Source organism: Brevundimonas sp. NIBR11 (genome assembly GCF_027912535.1).
GTDB lineage: Bacteria > Pseudomonadota > Alphaproteobacteria > Caulobacterales > Caulobacteraceae > Brevundimonas.
This window is the reverse complement of sequence record NZ_CP115465.1, coordinates 2279312-2295216: the sequence shown is the minus strand read 5'-3', so window position 1 is coordinate 2295216 and position 15905 is coordinate 2279312. Positions and strand designations below refer to the sequence as shown.

Annotated in this window: 21 protein-coding genes; 13 read left to right on the top strand and 8 right to left on the bottom strand. The window is 68.3% G+C overall.

What is annotated here, in order from left to right; genetic code table 11:
- Positions 1–23 precede the first annotated feature (23 nt).
- Positions 24–1226 (top strand): threonine ammonia-lyase, encoded by a 1203-nt coding sequence (locus O5O43_RS11555; protein ID WP_271084036.1) that lies wholly within the window; start codon positions 24–26, stop codon positions 1224–1226.
- Positions 1207–1743: an FKBP-type peptidyl-prolyl cis-trans isomerase gene (locus O5O43_RS11550; protein WP_271084035.1), complete on the top strand. Its 537-nt coding sequence runs from the start codon at positions 1207–1209 to the stop codon at positions 1741–1743. Before O5O43_RS11555 ends, O5O43_RS11550 begins: the two co-directional genes overlap by 20 nt.
- Here O5O43_RS11550 and queG read toward each other — a convergent pair.
- The 3 genes from queG to O5O43_RS11535 are packed head-to-tail and all read right to left on the bottom strand — an operon-like array spanning position 1740 to position 4569.
- A complete protein-coding gene (queG, locus tag O5O43_RS11545) occupies positions 1740–2849 on the bottom strand; it encodes a tRNA epoxyqueuosine(34) reductase QueG (RefSeq protein ID WP_271084034.1) in 1110 nt (369 codons plus the stop codon). The genes O5O43_RS11550 and queG overlap by 4 nt on opposite strands.
- Positions 2850–2883: 34 nt before the next feature.
- Positions 2884–3564: a glutathione S-transferase family protein gene (locus O5O43_RS11540; RefSeq protein ID WP_271084033.1), complete on the bottom strand. Its 681-nt coding sequence runs from the start codon at positions 3562–3564 to the stop codon at positions 2884–2886.
- Between the two features lie 36 nt (positions 3565–3600).
- Positions 3601–4569 carry a cation diffusion facilitator family transporter gene (locus O5O43_RS11535; RefSeq protein ID WP_271084032.1) on the bottom strand — a complete coding sequence of 323 codons (969 nt, stop codon included), beginning with the start codon at positions 4567–4569 and terminating at the stop codon, positions 3601–3603.
- A 130-nt stretch (positions 4570–4699) separates the two neighbouring features.
- On the opposite strand from O5O43_RS11535, the gene O5O43_RS11530 reads away from it, so the two are divergent.
- From O5O43_RS11530 to O5O43_RS11520, 3 genes are read left to right on the top strand one after another with little or no spacing between them, the layout of a single operon-like run.
- Positions 4700–5893: a citrate/2-methylcitrate synthase gene (locus tag O5O43_RS11530; protein WP_271084031.1), complete on the top strand. Its 1194-nt coding sequence runs from the start codon at positions 4700–4702 to the stop codon at positions 5891–5893.
- Positions 5894–5917: 24 nt separating this feature from the next.
- Positions 5918–6727, top strand: a complete 810-nt coding sequence (locus tag O5O43_RS11525) for an undecaprenyl-diphosphate phosphatase (protein WP_271084030.1) — start codon at positions 5918–5920, stop codon at positions 6725–6727.
- A gap of 39 nt (positions 6728–6766) precedes the next feature.
- On the top strand, positions 6767–7087 hold the full coding sequence (locus O5O43_RS11520) for an Mpo1-like protein (protein WP_271084029.1): 321 nt from the start codon (positions 6767–6769) through the stop codon (positions 7085–7087).
- A 150-nt stretch (positions 7088–7237) separates the two neighbouring features.
- Here O5O43_RS11520 and O5O43_RS11515 read toward each other — a convergent pair whose 3' ends face one another.
- From O5O43_RS11515 to O5O43_RS11505, 3 genes are read right to left on the bottom strand one after another with little or no spacing between them, the layout of a single operon-like run.
- Positions 7238–7348, bottom strand: a complete 111-nt coding sequence (locus O5O43_RS11515; RefSeq protein WP_271084028.1) for a S41 family peptidase — start codon at positions 7346–7348, stop codon at positions 7238–7240.
- A 59-nt stretch (positions 7349–7407) separates the two neighbouring features.
- Entirely contained in the window at positions 7408–7641 is a 234-nt protein-coding gene (locus O5O43_RS11510) for a hypothetical protein (RefSeq protein WP_271084027.1), read from the bottom strand.
- A 26-nt stretch (positions 7642–7667) separates the two neighbouring features.
- On the bottom strand, positions 7668–8222 hold the full coding sequence (locus tag O5O43_RS11505) for a 3D domain-containing protein (protein ID WP_271084026.1): 555 nt from the start codon (positions 8220–8222) through the stop codon (positions 7668–7670).
- Positions 8223–8444: 222 nt separating this feature from the next.
- On the opposite strand from O5O43_RS11505, the gene O5O43_RS11500 reads away from it, so the two are divergent.
- Positions 8445–9035: a glutathione S-transferase family protein gene (locus O5O43_RS11500; RefSeq protein ID WP_271084025.1), complete on the top strand. Its 591-nt coding sequence runs from the start codon at positions 8445–8447 to the stop codon at positions 9033–9035.
- On the opposite strand, the gene O5O43_RS11495 is transcribed toward O5O43_RS11500, so the two are convergent.
- Positions 9032–10396 carry a M20/M25/M40 family metallo-hydrolase gene (locus O5O43_RS11495; protein WP_271084024.1) on the bottom strand — a complete coding sequence of 455 codons (1365 nt, stop codon included), beginning with the start codon at positions 10394–10396 and terminating at the stop codon, positions 9032–9034. The genes O5O43_RS11500 and O5O43_RS11495 overlap by 4 nt on opposite strands.
- 133 nt (positions 10397–10529) lie before the next feature.
- Between O5O43_RS11495 and O5O43_RS11490 the strand changes: the two genes are divergently transcribed.
- Positions 10530–11576: a S1/P1 Nuclease gene (locus O5O43_RS11490; RefSeq protein ID WP_271084023.1), complete on the top strand. Its 1047-nt coding sequence runs from the start codon at positions 10530–10532 to the stop codon at positions 11574–11576.
- A 3-nt stretch (positions 11577–11579) separates the two neighbouring features.
- Entirely contained in the window at positions 11580–12353 is a 774-nt protein-coding gene (locus O5O43_RS11485) for an RNA methyltransferase (RefSeq protein WP_271084022.1), read from the top strand.
- A gap of 60 nt (positions 12354–12413) precedes the next feature.
- On the opposite strand, the gene O5O43_RS11480 is transcribed toward O5O43_RS11485, so the two are convergent.
- Complete coding sequence (locus O5O43_RS11480; RefSeq protein ID WP_271084021.1) at positions 12414–13136, bottom strand: NAD-dependent deacylase; 723 nt, start codon at positions 13134–13136, stop codon at positions 12414–12416.
- Positions 13137–13206: 70 nt separating this feature from the next.
- On the opposite strand from O5O43_RS11480, the gene O5O43_RS11475 reads away from it, so the two are divergent.
- From O5O43_RS11475 to O5O43_RS11455, 5 genes are all read left to right on the top strand, one after another.
- Positions 13207–13593, top strand: coding sequence for a hypothetical protein (locus O5O43_RS11475; protein WP_271084020.1), 387 nt, complete (start codon positions 13207–13209; stop codon positions 13591–13593).
- A complete protein-coding gene (locus O5O43_RS11470) occupies positions 13515–13835 on the top strand; it encodes a hypothetical protein (RefSeq protein ID WP_271084019.1) in 321 nt (106 codons plus the stop codon). The genes O5O43_RS11475 and O5O43_RS11470 overlap by 79 nt, the downstream gene beginning before the upstream one ends.
- A 72-nt stretch (positions 13836–13907) precedes the next feature.
- A complete protein-coding gene (locus O5O43_RS11465; RefSeq protein WP_271084018.1) occupies positions 13908–15014 on the top strand; it encodes an S-(hydroxymethyl)glutathione dehydrogenase/class III alcohol dehydrogenase in 1107 nt (368 codons plus the stop codon).
- A gap of 14 nt (positions 15015–15028) precedes the next feature.
- On the top strand, positions 15029–15361 hold the full coding sequence (locus O5O43_RS11460; RefSeq protein ID WP_271084017.1) for a DUF433 domain-containing protein: 333 nt from the start codon (positions 15029–15031) through the stop codon (positions 15359–15361).
- A gap of 156 nt (positions 15362–15517) precedes the next feature.
- A complete protein-coding gene (locus O5O43_RS11455) occupies positions 15518–15901 on the top strand; it encodes a VOC family protein (protein ID WP_271084016.1) in 384 nt (127 codons plus the stop codon).
- The last annotated feature ends 4 nt before the right edge of the window (positions 15902–15905 follow it).

The window sequence follows — 15905 nt, the reverse complement described above, 5'->3', positions numbered from 1 at the left end:
CCCAGCTGGTCTACAGGGACCCCATGACAGTCGTATTCGCGGATATCCAGGCGGCGCAGGGCCGCATCGCCGGGCAGGTCGACCGCACGCCGGTCCGCTACTCCAGACGCCTGTCGGCGCTGACCGGGGCAGAGGTCTGGATCAAGTACGACAATCTGCACTTCACAGGCAGCTTCAAGGAGCGGGGCGCCCTGAACCGGCTGAGCCAGCTCAGCCCGGAAGAGCGGAGGCGCGGCGTCGTCGCCGCCTCGGCGGGCAATCACGCCCAGGCCCTGGCCTACCATGGCGGTCGACTTGGCATCCCGGTGACCATCGTCATGCCCGAGGGCACGCCCTTCACCAAGATCGACGGCACCCGCAGCCACGGCGCGACGGTCGTCATCAAGGGCGCGGACTTCACCGGCTCGACCGAGGAAGCGCATCGCCTGCGCGACGAGGAAGGCTTCGTCTTCATCTCCGCCTTCGACGACGAGGGAATCGTGACCGGCCAAGGCGTCTGCGCCATCGAGTTTCTGGAGGACGCGCCGGACCTCGACGCCCTGATCATCCCTATCGGAGGCGGAGGGCTGATCGCGGGCTGCTCGATCGCGGCCAAGGCGATCAAACCGGACATCCGCATCTTCGGCGTCGAGGCGGCCATGTACCCGTCGTTCACCGCCAGGCGGAAGAGCGAGACGCCACGCTGCGGCGGCGCGACGATCGCCGAGGGCATCGCCATCAAGGCGGTCGGCGACATCCCCTTCGCCCTCGCCGATCCCCTGGTCGAGGACGTGCTGGTCGTCGACGAGGAAGATTTCGAAAAGGCCGTGGCGCTGTTCGCGACCCTTGAGAAGACCGTGGCCGAGGGCGCTGGGGCCGGCGGTCTGGCGGCCCTGCTGCGCTATCCGGAGCGGTTCAAGGGGATGAAGGTCGGCCTGGTCCTGTGCGGCGGTAACATCGACGCGCGGATGCTGGCCGTGGTGTTGAACCGCGAGATGGTCCGCGAGAAGCGTCTGATCGTCTATCGCATCCTGGGCGACGACCGGCCGGGCATGCTGTCGGCCATGGCGGCGGTGATCGGGGGCCTCGGCGGCAACATCATCGACGTCGTCCACAACCGTCTGGCGCTCGACGTCCCGGCCAAGGGCGCGGAGTTCGACATCATGGTCGAAACGCGCGATAGCGCCCACTCCGACGCGATCGGACAGGCTTTGAAGGACAAGGGTTATGCGCTTCGGATGGGCTAGGACGGCAGCGGCCGTCGGCGCGATTTCGGTCCTGATGCTGGCCGGCTGCAACCGCGACGCGGCGGGCGGCGCGGATCTGGACGCCAACGCCCGGGCCGCGGCCTTCTTCATGGAGTCGAACGGCAAGGCGGAGGGGGTCGAAACCCTGCCGTCTGGTCTGCAATACAAGGTCATTCAGTCCGGTCCGTCGGGCGCGGCGACGCCGGATCGGAACGATCTGGTGCGGGTGGACTACGAAGGGGCCCTGACCGACGGCTCGGTGTTCGACTCATCGTTCTCGCGCGGCCAGCCCTATGTGACCACGGCCGAACAGGTCGTGCCCGGCTGGACCGAGGCCCTTCAGCGGATGAAAGTCGGCGACGAGTGGATGCTCTATGTCCCGCCGGCGCTGGGGTATGGCGAGCAGGGGCAGGGGGCGGACATCCCGCCGAACTCCGTCCTGGTTTTCCGCATCAAGCTGCTGGACGTGGCGCCGGTGCCCGGGGGAGGCCGCGGTGTCGGCTTGGCGCAGGGCTAGTCGCCCCACTCGGCCCTGACGCTCTCGTCCTCTTCCCGCGCCAGTCTCGCCTCTCGCGCGGCGGCGAACGACTGTGTGTCCGACAGCCGTGACAGCGCCCAGACGGCAGCCCCGCGCACGACCGGCGATGCGTCGTCCAGAAGCCGTTCAGCGCTCTCCACCAGCGCCGGATCCCCCGAGTTGCCTACCGCATAGAGGACGTTCCGCACGAACCGGTCGCGGCCTATGCGCTTGATCGGGCTTTTGGAGAACAGGGTCCGGAACGTCGGGTCGTCAAGTGCGGCGAGGTGATCCAGGCGGGGACTCACCGAGGCTTCGCGGGCGGCGAGGCGGGTCTCGCGGGAGCCTTGCGCGAACTTGTTCCACGGACAGACGCCCAGACAGTCGTCACAGCCGTAGATGCGCGAGCCGGTCAGGTCGCGGAACTCCATCGGCCAGGGGCCGGCGTGCTCGATGGTCAGGTAGGACAGGCAGCGGCGCGCATCGAGCTGGAAGGGCGCCGGGAAGGCGTTCGTCGGACAGGCGTCGAGACAGGCCGTGCAGGAGCCGCAGTGGTCGGTCTCGGCCGGGTCGGGCTCGATCTCCGCGGCCGTCAGGATGACGCCGAGGAACAGCCAGTTGCCGTGCTCGCGGCTGAGGACATTGGTGTGTTTCCCCTGCCAGCCGAGACCGGCGCGCTGGGCCAGGGGCTTTTCCATCAGCGGGGCGGTGTCGACGAAGACCTTCACCTCCGCGCCCAGCCTGGCGGCGACCTGGCCGGCCAGGGTCTTCAGCCGGCCCTTGATCAGTTCGTGGTAGTCGTCGCCGCGCGCGTAGACGGAGATGTAGCCGGCGGAGGCGTCGGCCATCTCGGGCAGGGGGTCAGTTTCGGGGCCGTAATTCATCCCGAGCACGATGGCCGTCCGGGCGCCGTCCCACATGGCGGTGGGGTGGGCGCGGCGTTCGAGAGTGGTCTCCATCCATTGCATGTCGCCGTGACGCCCGGCCTCGACGAAATGGGCGAGGCGTTCGCCGGCGGACCAGGGCTCGGACGCCGAGGCGAACCGGCACGCCGAGAAGCCGAGTTCGGCGGCCTTGGTGCGGAGGATGTCGCGGAGGTCGGACATGGGGCCGTTTCCCACACCGCTCATCCGGGCGAAATCAGAAATCCAGATCCGCGTAGTGCGGGGCGGGCGCCAGCCCCTGGAACCGGTCCGCCAGCAGGGGGCGGAAGCACGGCCGCGACTTGATCTTCATGTACCATGTCTTCAGCCCCGGCCAGTTGGCCCAGGAAATCTCGCCGAAATAATCCAGGGTCGATAGATGAGCGGCCGCGACAATGTCGGCCTGCGACAGGCGGCGGCCGGCGAACCAGTCACGGCGGGCCAACAGGCCTTCGAACACGGCCAGATGATGCTTCAGCGCCTCTCGGCCTTCGCGCAGCATCCGGGCTTCCGGCGGGCCGAGGCGGAGCAGCGGCTTCTCCATCCGCTCGTGCAGCAGGACGGCGTTGACCTCGTCGGTGAAACGGCGGTCGAACCAGGCGGTCAGGCGGCGGGCCTCGGCGCGCTCGGCGGCGTCCGCGGGCATCAGCAGCGGCCCCTTCTGCGCGTCCTCGATCCAGCCGAGAATCGCGCCGGCCTCGCACAGCGTCAGGGCGGGCTTGCCCTCGACCTGCAGCACGGGCGGCATGCCGGAGGGGTTCAGATCGCCGACGGGGCAGTCGTCTTCCCAAGGGCGGACGAGGACCTCGGTCCATTCGATGCGCGCTTCGCCCAAAGCCAGACGCGCGGCGCGGCTGCCGGGGTCGAAGGGGAAATGGAACAGGACGTTCGCGGACATCGGGGTGTCCTGCACCGGTCGCCGTTAAAGGCTCGTTTACGCTGAGGGCGAAACTGGGACGGACAGTGACGCTGGACCGCGCGGATCGGCGTGGATCAGGACGTCGGCGCCGGGGAAGACGGCCTTCACCCGGTCCTCGGCGGCGACGACGATGTCGTGGGACGCCTCGAACGACAGGCTGCGGTCCAGATCGACGTGCATCTGGGCGATGATGCGATTGCCCGACATGCGGGTGCGCAGCTGATGCACGCCGCCGACGCGCGGGTCAGACAGGATGGCGTTGGTCAGGGCGATGCGGTCGGCGTCCGACGCCTCGCGGTCCAGCAACTGGTCGCCGGCGCCCTTCAACACTCCGAACGCGCCCCAGAACAGCCAGACGGCGACGACGAGACCGGCGGCGGCGTCCAGACCGGGCGCGGCCAGCCAGGCGCCCGAGGCCACGCCGATCAGGACCACGCCGCTCGACGCCAGGTCGGCGGCGTAGTGGGCGCGGTCGGCTGAGACGGCCAGAGACCCCGACGCTTTCAGCGACCGCGTCTGGAGCCAGACCAGAAGGCCCGTCAGGACGATTGAGACGATGACCACACCCACGGCCCAGGGACCGCCGGTTACGGGGTGGGGGTCGAACATCCGCTGCAGCGCCTCCCAGCCGATGAAGACGGCCGAGGCGAAGACGAGACCCGCCTGGACCAGGGCCGCCATGGCCTCGCCTTTGCCGTGGCCATAGCGGTGGTCGGCGTCGGCGGGCGCGGCGGCCCACCGGACGGCGTAGAAGGTGCTCAGAGACGCGATCAGGTCGAGCGACGAATCCGCCAGCGACGCGAGGATCGACACCGATCCGGAGGCCCCCAGCGCGAAGGCCTTCATCGCGATCAGCAGAACGGCGACGCCGACCGACAGGCCGGTGATCTGGCGCGTCGACAGGGTAGGGGCCGAGCCCCATGGTCCTGTCTCGGGACCGGATCGGTTGGGCTGTTCGGGCGGCGGCGTGACGGGGGAGGTCATTAACCGCCTTTTCGCTTATCGCCCGTCGGTTGCCAAGGAAGGACGCGACTCGAACCGGCGTTAGGCTTGCGGTCACGAAAGCGCCTCATGGTGCACGTCGATTAACCGTGACGGCGGGGATCTGAGGCCGATGACGCCAGGCGTGGGTGGACAGGACGGAGAGACGAGGGATCCCTGGATCCCCCGCGCCGAGGTCCTGTCGCTGTTGGGGGTCAAGACCCAGACCCTCTACGCCTATGTCAGCCGGGGCCGGATCACCGCCCGGCCCGATCCCGCCGATCCGCGCCGAAGCCTCTATGCCGCCGCCGACGTGGCCCGGCTGAAGGGGTCGAGTTCGGGCGAGGCGCCGGGGGTCGTCCTGCCGTTTGAGCCGCCCGCGGTGAAGGGCGAGGCCTTGGTCCAGTCGACCGTCAGCCTGATCTCGGAGGGCCGGCTCTACTATCGCGGCCGCGACGTGGCCCAGTGGGCCCAGAACGCCAGGGTCGAGGACACCGCGCGTCTGTTGTGGGGCGCCGAGGAGACCAACCCGTTCGCGGGCCTCGGCGTGCGCGTCGATTCGGCCGTTGGCGCCTCGCATCGGGCGCGGCTGTTCGCGGCTCTGGCCCGGCGTGCGGAAGAAGCGCCGTCGTCGCTAGGCCGATCGCCCGACGCCCTGCGGATCGAGGCGGCCGTGGCGATGAACGAGGTCGTCGACGCGGTGGCCGGACCCGGACCCCGGCTGTTCTTCCATCAGCGTCTCGCGCGCGGCTGGAGAATGCTGGAGCGCGACAGCGTGCATCTGAGGCGCGCATTGGTGCTGGCAGCCGATTTCGACCTGGACCCGGCGGTTCTGGCGACGCGGGCGGCGGCGTCGGGCGGCGCCTCCCCGGCGGGGGCGGCCTTCGCCGGACTGGCGGCGGCGAGCGGGTCGGCGCTGGCGCGAATCCTGGCGCGGTCCATCGCCTATGTCGCCGAGGCGCGGCGCGATCCGGCGGGCGCGGCTCAGCGCCGCATGGCCGAGGAGGGCGCCATCCCCGGCTTCGGCTCAGAGACTTTCCCGCACGGCGACCCCAGGGCCGATGCCCTTCTGGCGCTCGCCGACCTGCCGCCCGACCTGACGGCCGTGATCCGCGAGGCGGAGGCGGCGTGCGGTCAGCGGGCCGGGTTCGCGGCGGCCCTGGCCATTATGGCGCGCCGACTGGAGCTGCCGCGCGAAGGGGCGTCCGACGTCCTGCTGATCGGCCGCCTGACCGGGTTGATGGCCCATGCGCTGGATCAGATCATCGACGGCTCGCCTATCCGGGCGCGCCTGCGCTATGTGGGGCCGAGACCGCAGGGCGAGTGACCCTGTCGAGGAACGGGGAACACGATGGCGGACTGGATCGCGGCGATCATCCTGGGGCTGGTCGAGGGGCTGACGGAGTTCATTCCGGTCTCCTCCACGGGTCACCTGCTGCTGACCAAGAGCCTGCTCGGCCTGCCCAACGAGCCGTGGGACACCTTCATCGTCATGATCCAGCTGGGCGCGATCCTGGCGGTGGTGGCCCTGTATTTCTCGCGTTTGTGGAAGGTGCTGATCGGCCTGCCGTCCAAAGACCCGTCGGCGCGGCGCTTCGCCTATTCGGTGCTGCTGGCCTTCTTCCCCTCGGCGCTGGTGGGGCTCTTGTTCCACGACTTCATCAAGACCGTGCTGTTCAACCCGACCGTGGTCTGCATCAGCCTGATCGTCGGCGGCGTCGCCCTGATCGCGCTCGAGCGCTGGGCGCCCGAGCCCAAGGAGCACGACGCCATGAGCTTCTCGCTCAAGACGGCGCTGGGTGTGGGTCTGTTCCAGTGCCTGTCGATCATCCCCGGCGTGTCGCGCTCGGGCGCCACCATCGTCGGCGGGCTTCTGCTCGGCGTCGACAAGCGGGCGGCGGCGGAGTTCTCCTTCTTCCTTGCCATCCCGACCATGGTCGGCGCCTTCGCCCTGGATTTCTGGGAGAGCCGGGATTTTCTGGTCGGCGACACCGTGACCCTGATCGCCATCGGTTTCGTGATTTCCTTCATCAGCGGCCTGTTCGTGGTGCGGACCATGCTGGACTTCGTGACTAGGCATGGCTTCACGCCCTTCGCCTGGTGGCGCATCGCCGTGGGCGCCGTCGGCCTTGCCCTGCTCCAGTCGGGTCTGATCGCCTGAGTCTTGTCAGCCCGCGTGCGTCGGGCGCAAGCTGAGGTCATGAGCCAGCTGCCCGCCAACGGAGAACGCTTCGCCTCGTTCGAAGCCTTCTACCCCTACTATATCCACGAGCATTCCAATCAGGTCTGCCGCCGCATCCATATCGTCGGTTCGGCTCTGGTGCTGGTCGCCGCCGCGCTCGGGCTGTTCGTGAACGCTTGGTGGTTCCTCGCCATGCCGCTGATCGGTTACGGCTTTGCGTGGATCGGGCATTTCTTTTTCGAGAAGAACCGTCCGGCCACCTTCAAATATCCGCTGTGGAGCCTGATGGGCGACTGGCGGATGTTCTTCGAGACGATCTCCGGCAAGCGCCGCTTCTAGTCGCCGGCCCGGATCAGCCGTTGAGGATGCGGGCGGTGGCGGCCGTCATATGGGGGTCGCGGCCGGCGGCGATGTCGGCGGCGGTCGTGTGCACGAACACATCCGGTGCGATGGCGGCGTCCGGCTGAGGCATCGCCGGAAAGCTGGCGATCAGCGGCAGATCAATCGACTTAGGATGACATCGCCGCAATCCTCGCCGCCCTCGTTGCCGCGCAGGTCGACGATCAGGCCACGGGCGCCGTCGCCGCTCAGATCGTCCACGGCCGCGCCCAGCCAGGCCTCCCAATCGAAGTCGGAACAACGCCGTCGACCGCCGCGACCTAGGTCCCGGGCGGACACCGGCCCACGCCGGAGTAGTCGTGGGTGACGACCATGCGCCCGTCGATCCAGACGAAGCGGAAGGGGACCAGGGTGCGCCCGTCGTACACCTGGGCCAGCACGGCCCTGCGCGCGTTCGACGGGTTGAGCGAAGGTGTGGCCGCAGCGCCGGCCAGCAGGCTGGCCAGGGCCAGTCGCGCGACGCGCCATTCAAAATGGAGTTCAACCCCGTCCACGCAGCCAGTCTAGGCCGCTTGAAGCCTCAGCGCGAGGCGGTGTTCCACGCCGGGGGGCAGCCGTCGAAGCGGCCGGCGTCGGTGATGGTCAGGTTGCGCTGGTTGAAGCGCAGGACCGGTTGCATTGAGCCGCGGCCGTTGCCGGTGTAGAGGTCGACGCGCTGACCGCGGATCGCGCCGCCGGTGTCCGAGGCGTACCAGTAGCCGTCGTGGATGGCGCCGTTCGGCATCCGCATGCCGACCGTCTCGCGGATGAACAGCTTGGTGCGGCGGGGAATCACACGGGGGTCGGTGGCAAGGGTGCGCATCGGGATCGGCCGGCAGCCGAGCGAATCGTTGCCCGTCGCTCCACCACCGCCTGCGTGATAGAGGCTGGCGCGCGCGTTCCAGTCGGGGGCTTCGGCCATCAGGGCGGCCTGTTCGGGGGTCAATTCGGGTGCAACCGCCTCGCTGTCGTTCGCGTTATCGGGGCTTACGGCGACCACAGGATCGGCCGCGACGGCCGTTTCGTAGGGCACCGGATCTCCAGCCGTGAAGGCTGCAGCCCAAAGCATGGCGAACGCCGCGAGGGTGTCGAACACAGATCGAACTCATAGTGACACCGGTCCCCAGAACTGTACCGGCGGCGGGCTTGTCGTTCGTTCCTGTGGCGAGATTGTGTCCAACACTCTGGCTGCGACGGTTCGTCCCCATTTGTGGATGGATCAGTCAACCGTTGCCTGAGATAAGCGGAACCAGGGTTGGGCAACGCCTGAAATCGCGATAGCAGTATAGACGGATCAGAAATCCTTTGCTGGGGCGCGATGCTTACTATTCACGGAGATATTCGGTCGGGCAACTGCTTGAAGGTCAAGTGGATGCTCGACGCGCTCGGGCGTGATTATCAATGGATCGAGGTTGACATCATGTCGGGAGAAAGCCGGACGCCGGGATTTCTCCTGATGAATCCGGCGGGTCAGGTGCCGACCCTGGTGCTGGAGGACGGGCGGACGCTGGCCCAGTCGAACGCGATCCTGCTGCATCTGGCCGACGGGACGGGCTGGATCCCGGCCGATGCCTACGAGCGGGCGAGGATGTTCGAGTGGCTGTTCTGGGAACAATACAGCCACGAGCCCTATGTCGCCGTCGCGCGGTTCCAGCGGGTCTATGCCGGGAAGACGGCCGACGAGGTCGAGCCGCGCCTGATCGAGCGCGGGAATGCGGCGCTCGCCCGGATGGAGGCGGCCCTCGTCCGCGACGCCTGGCTGGCGGGCGGGGAGACGCCAACGCTTGCCGATCTGGCGCTGGTCGCCTACACGCGCGTCGCCCATGAGGGCGGGTTCGACCTCGCCGCCTATCCGTTCGTGCAGAACTGGGTTGGGCGGGTGGAGGCCGAGTTCGGGATCGAAGGCTAGCGCGCCGCCGGGCGTCCGCCTTCCGACCATTCCGGGGTGAAACCGCCGTCGGCCATGGCGGCCAGCGGGGCGACCAGGGACTGGATGGCGTTGGTCATGAAGGGGATGTCGAGGTTGGCGATGGTGTCGTCGGCCGTGTGATAGGTCGGGATGGTGGCCCAGCCGGACACGGTGTGGGCGACGATCCCCTTCAGGGCCAGGGCGTAGTTGTCCGACCGCTCGAAGAAATTCTGTTCCGGATAGGGGTCGGGACCGACCAAGGCGCCGCGTTCCTTCAGAGCCGCGCCGAAGTTCGACCGGGTGAAGCCGGTCATCATCATGACGCCTTCCGGAAGCTGCGGGTCCTGGTCGCCGATCATCTCGATCTCGAGGTTGGCGGCGATGTCCTCCAGCGGGATCGGCGGGTGCTCGACGAAATAGCGCGAGCCCAGCAGGCCGGCTTCTTCCGATCCATAGGCGACGAACAGGATGCTGCGCTCGTGCGGCCCCATGGCGGCCAGGGCTTCGGCCAGTTCGATCACCGCCACCGTGCCCGAGGCGTCGTCGTTGGCACCGTGCATGACCACGCCGTCCGAGCGCAGGCCGATGTGGTCGAGGTGGGCCGAGATCATCAGGACGCCCGCCGTGGGATCGGTCCCCTGCAGCCAGCCGATGGCGTTGGAGGTGAAGCCCTGTTCGACCTGCGACGCGCCCGGATCGTAGGCGATCGACCCGCCGGCCGCCGCGACGCGGTCGTAGGCTTCGGGTGACAGGACGAGGATGACCGGGCCGGTCGATGGCGCGGCGTCGGCCAGGCGGATCACCGGATCGCGAGAGCCGCCGTCGCTGGTGGCCTGGGCCAGCATCTCGGTCCGGCGCAGCAGGACCAGTTTCGCGCCGCTGCGCATGGCCGCGCCGAACAGGGCGCGGACGGCCGGCCCTTCGGCCGGGGCGACCATCAGGGTCTCGCTGCCGGCGGGCAGGGCGGCCGGATCGGCGCTGGGCGCCACCGTCACCGCGCCGGACGCAGCGTTCAGCCCTCCCCGCATGATGGCGAAGTCGGCGCCCTGGTTCAGGGTCACGCCGCCCAGCGTCAGGGTCGCGGCGCCCGACGGCGTCGTCTTGACCACCGGCGCGCGCTGGACATAGCCGTCCATCCCCGGAACCGGGGTCAGGCCCGACAGGCGGAACTGGGCGGCGACATAGGCGGCGGCGATGGCCTCGTCGCGCGTGGCGCTGGCTCGGCCCTGAAGTTCTTCGCCCGCCAGGAAGCCGATATGGGCCGTGACCGAGTTCTCGCTGATCGTCGGCGTCTGCTGCGCCAGAGCCGGCGCGGCCATGAGGGCGATCAGGGAGACGGCGGCGAGAGACAGGCGCTTCATGACGGGCTCCGACAGGACAGGCGACAAGGCGTAAGTGGGCGGCTCCATCTCCGTCAAGCCGGATATGGCACTTGCCGCTGGACCTCGCGCGCGGCCCGATCTAACGGCGGGTCGTCCCAGCCGGAGTCCCGCCATGAAGCGCACCCTTCTCGTCGCCGTCGCCGCCCTGATCGTCGGAGCCGGCGGGGTCTTCACCGCCACCCAGGTCGACGCCTGGGGATCGACCGGTCACCGCTTCGTCGGCGTCGCCGCCATGCGCGCCCTGCCGGGAGAACTGCCCGCCTTCCTGCGCGATCCGGGCGCGGCGGCCGAGGTCGGCGAACTGTCGCGAGAGCCCGACCGCTCCAAGGGCGCGGGCCAGCCGCACGACCGCGAGCGCGACACCGCTCACTTCGTCGATCTGGACGACAACGGCCATGTCATGAACAGCCGTGGCCCGACCCTGTCGGAACTGCCGGAGCTTAAGAGCCAATACGACGCCCAACTTCTGGCGGCGGGCATCGAGGTCAACGACGCGGGCTACCTGCCCTACGCCATCATGGACGCCTACCAGCAACTGGCGCGCGACTTCGCCACCTGGCGCGTGCTGAACGCCGCCGAGGCCCGCGAGACCGACGCCGGCAAACGGGCCTGGTACCGAGAGGATCGTCTGCGTCGCGAGGCCCTGATCAGGCGCGATATCGGCTTCCTGTCGCACTACATCGGCGACGGGTCGCAGCCGCACCACATGTCGATCCATTACAACGGTTGGGGCGACTATCCGAACCCGGAGGGCTTCACCAATTCGCGCCAGACCCACGGCGCGTTCGAGGGCGCCTTCATCCGTCGCAACATGCGTCTGGACGCGGTCGAGGCGGCGATGCCGGCCCCTAATCTGGAGGGCTTCCAGATGCGCGCCCGGGTCGCGACCTATCTGAACGCCACCCTGGCGGAGGTCGTACCCTTCTACCGGCTTGAGAAGACCGGCGCCTTTGCGGCAGATGCGCAGGGCGCCGTGCTGACGCCGGGCGCCGAGTTCGCGACCGCCCGTCTGGCGGCCGGCGCGGCCGAGCTGCGCGACCTGATCACCCTGGCCTGGCGCGAGGCGGGCGCCCAGTCGATCGGCTGGCCCGCGGTCAAAGTCGCCGAGGTCGAGGCAGGGACCGCCGACCCGTGGACGGCCATGATCGGCGAGGACTGATCCTTGGCTGAGCCGATCCCTCCCGTCGTCATCCTCGACCGGTCGCAGATGGCCGAGAACATCGGCGCGGTGGCGCGGGTGATGGCGAATTTCGGGCTGGATCGGCTGAGACTGGTCGCCCCGCGCGACGGCTGGCCGCAGGAGCGAGCGTGGGCGACGGCGTCCGGCGCCGACTGGGTGCTGGACGATATCGAGGTCTTCGACACGGTCGCGGCCGCCATCGCCGACCTGAACACCGTCTTCGCCACCACGGCTCGCCCGCGCGAGACCCGCCAGCCCGTTCGCACGCCGCGCGAATCGGTTCGGGTCCTCTATGACGACACGGCGTCCGGCCTGAAGGTGGGCCTGTTGTTCGGGGCCGAGCGGGCCGGGCTGGAGACGACCGACATCGCCCTTTGCCACGGCATCACCACCATTCCCATCGATCCGCGTCACCAGAGCCTCAACCTGGCCCAGGCGGTGGCGATCAACGCCTATGAGTGGCGGACCCTGGTGCTGGACGCTCCGCCGCCGAACTTCCGCGAGGCCGAGGCGCCGGCGTCCGGCGACCTTCAGCTCGGCATGTACGAACATCTGGAGCGCGAGCTGGAGGCGGCGGGCTTCTTCCATCCCCCGGAGAAGTTCCGGTCTATGAGCCAGAACCTGCGGGTCATGCTGGGTCGCGCCGCCTTCACCGAACAGGAAGTGGCGACCTTCCGCGGGGTGATTACCGCTCTGTCGAAGGGGCGCGGCCGGGTGCTGGAGCGGCTGGCGCGCGAGCAGGCGAAGAAGGGCTAGGCTGGCTCCGGTTCAGTCGGAACGTTCTCGGTCGTGCGCCAGGTTGGCCGAATGGGGTTCTCAAGCCGGGCGGCTCAGCGTCTCGAAGAATGCCGGGACGGTCTCGGTCGCGGGGCCATAGACGCCTTCGGAGAACAGGCTCGCGCCGAGACTGGGCTCGAGATTGATCTCGACCGTGCGCGCGCCCGCAAAGCGCGCCTCCTGCACGAAGCCCGCCGCCGGATAGACAGCGCCCGAGGTTCCGATGGAGACGAACAGATCGGCCTTCGCCAGCGCCCGACCGATCCGGTCCATGGACAGCGGCATTTCGCCGAACCAGACGATGTGCGGGCGCATCCGCCCCTCTGGGTGATCGGGCGAGGGTTCGTCCGCAGCCATGTCGCCGCGCCATTTCGAGACGACGCCGGACACGGTGCAGCGCGCCTTCAGCAGTTCGCCGTGCATGTGGATGAGCTCGAACCCGGGTCCGGGCGTCACCTCGGCAAGCGCCCGGTCGTGCAGGTCGTCGACGTTTTGGGTCACCAGTAGGAAGTCGCCCTTCCACTCGGCCGCGAGCCGGGCCAAGGCGTGGTGGGCGGCGTTGGGCTGGACGGTCGACAGGGCCGCGCGACGCAGGTTGTAGAACCGCTGTACCAGCGCCGGGTCGCGCGCGAAGGCCTGGGGCGTCGCGACGTTCTCAAATCGGTGGCCTTCCCACAGGCCGTCCGCGCCCCGGAAAGTCGGCACGCCGCTTTCGGCCGAGACGCCGGCGCCGGTCAGGATGACGAGGTTGCGATGGGCCATCGTCGCTTTTCCTCTAGGCAGGGCGGGCGAGGCAAGAGAGGGTGGACCGCACATGTTTTGGAGACGGATGATGTTCGATCGGCGTCTGGTCCTGGGCGGCTTGCTGACATCTGCGATGGTGACCCCGGCGCTGGCGGACGATGACGAGGTCATCACTTCGGGCATGATCACCGGACCCTACTATCCCGACCGGCTGCCGGCCGATCGCGACTGGGACCTGCTGCGAAATGGAGGGCTGGAGTCCGGGGCGACGCCGCTGATCGTCGAAGGCGTGGTGAAGGGCGTGTCCGGCCCGCCCGCCAGCCCCCTCCGCGACGCCACGATCGAGCTTTGGCAATGTGACGCCGTCGATATCTGCATAGCGGCGACACGCGGCCGGTGGCGCGGGACGAAGGCTTCCAGGGATATGGCGCGGTCCGCACGGACGCAGAAGGGCGCTATCGCTTCCGCACCCTGAAGCCGCCGTCCTACACCATCGACGCGGGACCGGGCGGCATCATCACCCGGACGCCGCACATCCATATGGCCGTCACGGTCGACGGTGTTCGGCGGTTGACCACCCAGATGTTCTTCTCGGACGAGCCCCTGAATGCTCAGGATGTCGAACTGGCCCGCATCCCCGAGCCCGACCGGCGGGCCGCCCTGATGACGGCGCCACGCGACGGCGTGGCGCGCTTCGACATGCTGGTGCTGCTCTAGGCTCAGGATGGCGGATGACTTGAGGCTCGACGGGCTGCTAGTCAGGCGCTCTCAGACCAGGAGACGTCCCTCATGAAAACCCGCGCCGCCGTCGCCTTCGAGGCCAAACGTCCGCTGGAGATCGTCGAGGTCGATCTGGAAGGCCCTCGCGCCGGAGAGGTGCTGGTCGAGATCAAGGCCACGGGCATCTGCCACACCGACGCCTATACCCTGGACGGTCTGGACAGCGAGGGTATCTTCCCGAGCATCCTGGGTCACGAGGGCGCCGGCGTCGTCGTCGACGTCGGACCGGGAGTGACGAGCGTCCAGGTCGGTGATCACGTCATTCCGCTGTACACGCCGGAATGCCGCCAGTGTAAGTCGTGCCTCAGCCGCAAGACCAACCTCTGCACCGCGATCCGGGGCACGCAGGGCAAGGGCCTGATGCCCGACGGCACGTCTCGCTTCTCCTACAAGGGTCAGGCCATCGCCCACTACATGGGCTGCTCGACCTTCTCGAACTACACCGTCTTGCCCGAGATCGCCCTGGCGAAAATCCGCAAGGACGCCCCATTCGACAAGGCCTGCTACGTCGGCTGCGGCGTGACGACGGGCGTGGGGGCGGTGGTCAACACGGCGAAGGTCGAGCCTGGCGCCAACGCCGTGGTCTTCGGCCTGGGCGGCATCGGCCTGAACGTCATACAGGGGCTGAAAATGGTCGGCGCCGACATGATCATCGGCGTGGACATCAACGACACTAAGGAAGAGTGGGGCCGCCGCTTCGGCATGACCCACTTCGTCAATCCGAAGAACGTGTCCGACGTCGTCGCCCATCTGGTCGAGATGACCGGCGGCGGCGCCGACTACACCTTCGACTGCACCGGCAACACGGTGGTCATGCGCCAGGCGCTGGAAGCCTGCCACCGCGGCTGGGGCGAGAGCGTCATCATCGGCGTGGCCGAGGCCGGCAAGGAGATCGCCACCCGCCCGTTCCAGCTGGTCACCGGCCGCGTCTGGCGCGGCTCGGCGTTCGGCGGCGCCCGCGGCCGCACCGATACGCCGAAGGTCGTCGATTGGTACATGGACGGCAAGATCGAGATCGACCCGATGATCACCCACACCCTGCCGCTGGAGCGCATCAACGAGGCCTTCGACCTGATGCACGAGGGCAAGTCGATCCGTTCGGTGGTGGTGTTCTAGGCTGCGACCGGCCCGTGCCCCGATCAATCGTTTGCATACCGGAGAAGTTTGGCGGTGGGCCTCATATTGAGGGCACCGACCGGACCATCGCGGAGGTGCAGACCTTCTGGGGTCAACCTGGCGTGCACGCAGACCAGCTCCGTCAACGCTTTCCAGAACTCAGCGAGGCCGAAATCGGAGCAGCGGTGGCATGGGTGGAACCGAAAGATCCGACCTATCTATTCGTCGCCGAAGGGCTGGGGCCGTCGCCTCAACGCTTCACCATTTGTGGGGACACGGGAGATTGGGCTGTGCTGATCGAAAATCTCGATGCGGACGGCGTCGTTCGATCCAGCCAGGATTACTAGGAAATGACGCTCGACGATGCACTTCGCTATTTCGAACGGGATGATCTGAAAAATCTAACCTGGACCGACGCCCGTTCGGGAGTATCGGTCGATCTCGCTTCGTTGATGATCGACGCCAAATAGGTCCGACACAGGACATACAGAGGGAGGACACCCATGTTCACGCACCTGACAGTAGGCGCCAACGACGTTGAGGCGTCGCGGAAATTCTATGATGCGGCGCTGGGCGCGCTGGGCGTTCCGGCCTCGCAGGGCCCGGATCCCAAGGGTCGTTACTGGTGGCGCACGGATCGCGGCGCCTTCGCCATCGGCAAGCCGATCGACGGCGAGCCCGCCTGCCACGCCAACGGCGGCACCATCGGCTTCTTCGCCAAGGACGCGGACGCCGTGAAGGCTTTCCACGACGCGGGCGTGGCCGCCGGCGGCAAGTCGATCGAGGACCCGCCCGGCGAGCGTACCGGTCAATTCGGCGTCCTCAACCTCGCCTATCTGCGTGATCCCTCGGGCAACAAGATTTGCGCCCTGCACCGGGTGGGATGAGCGG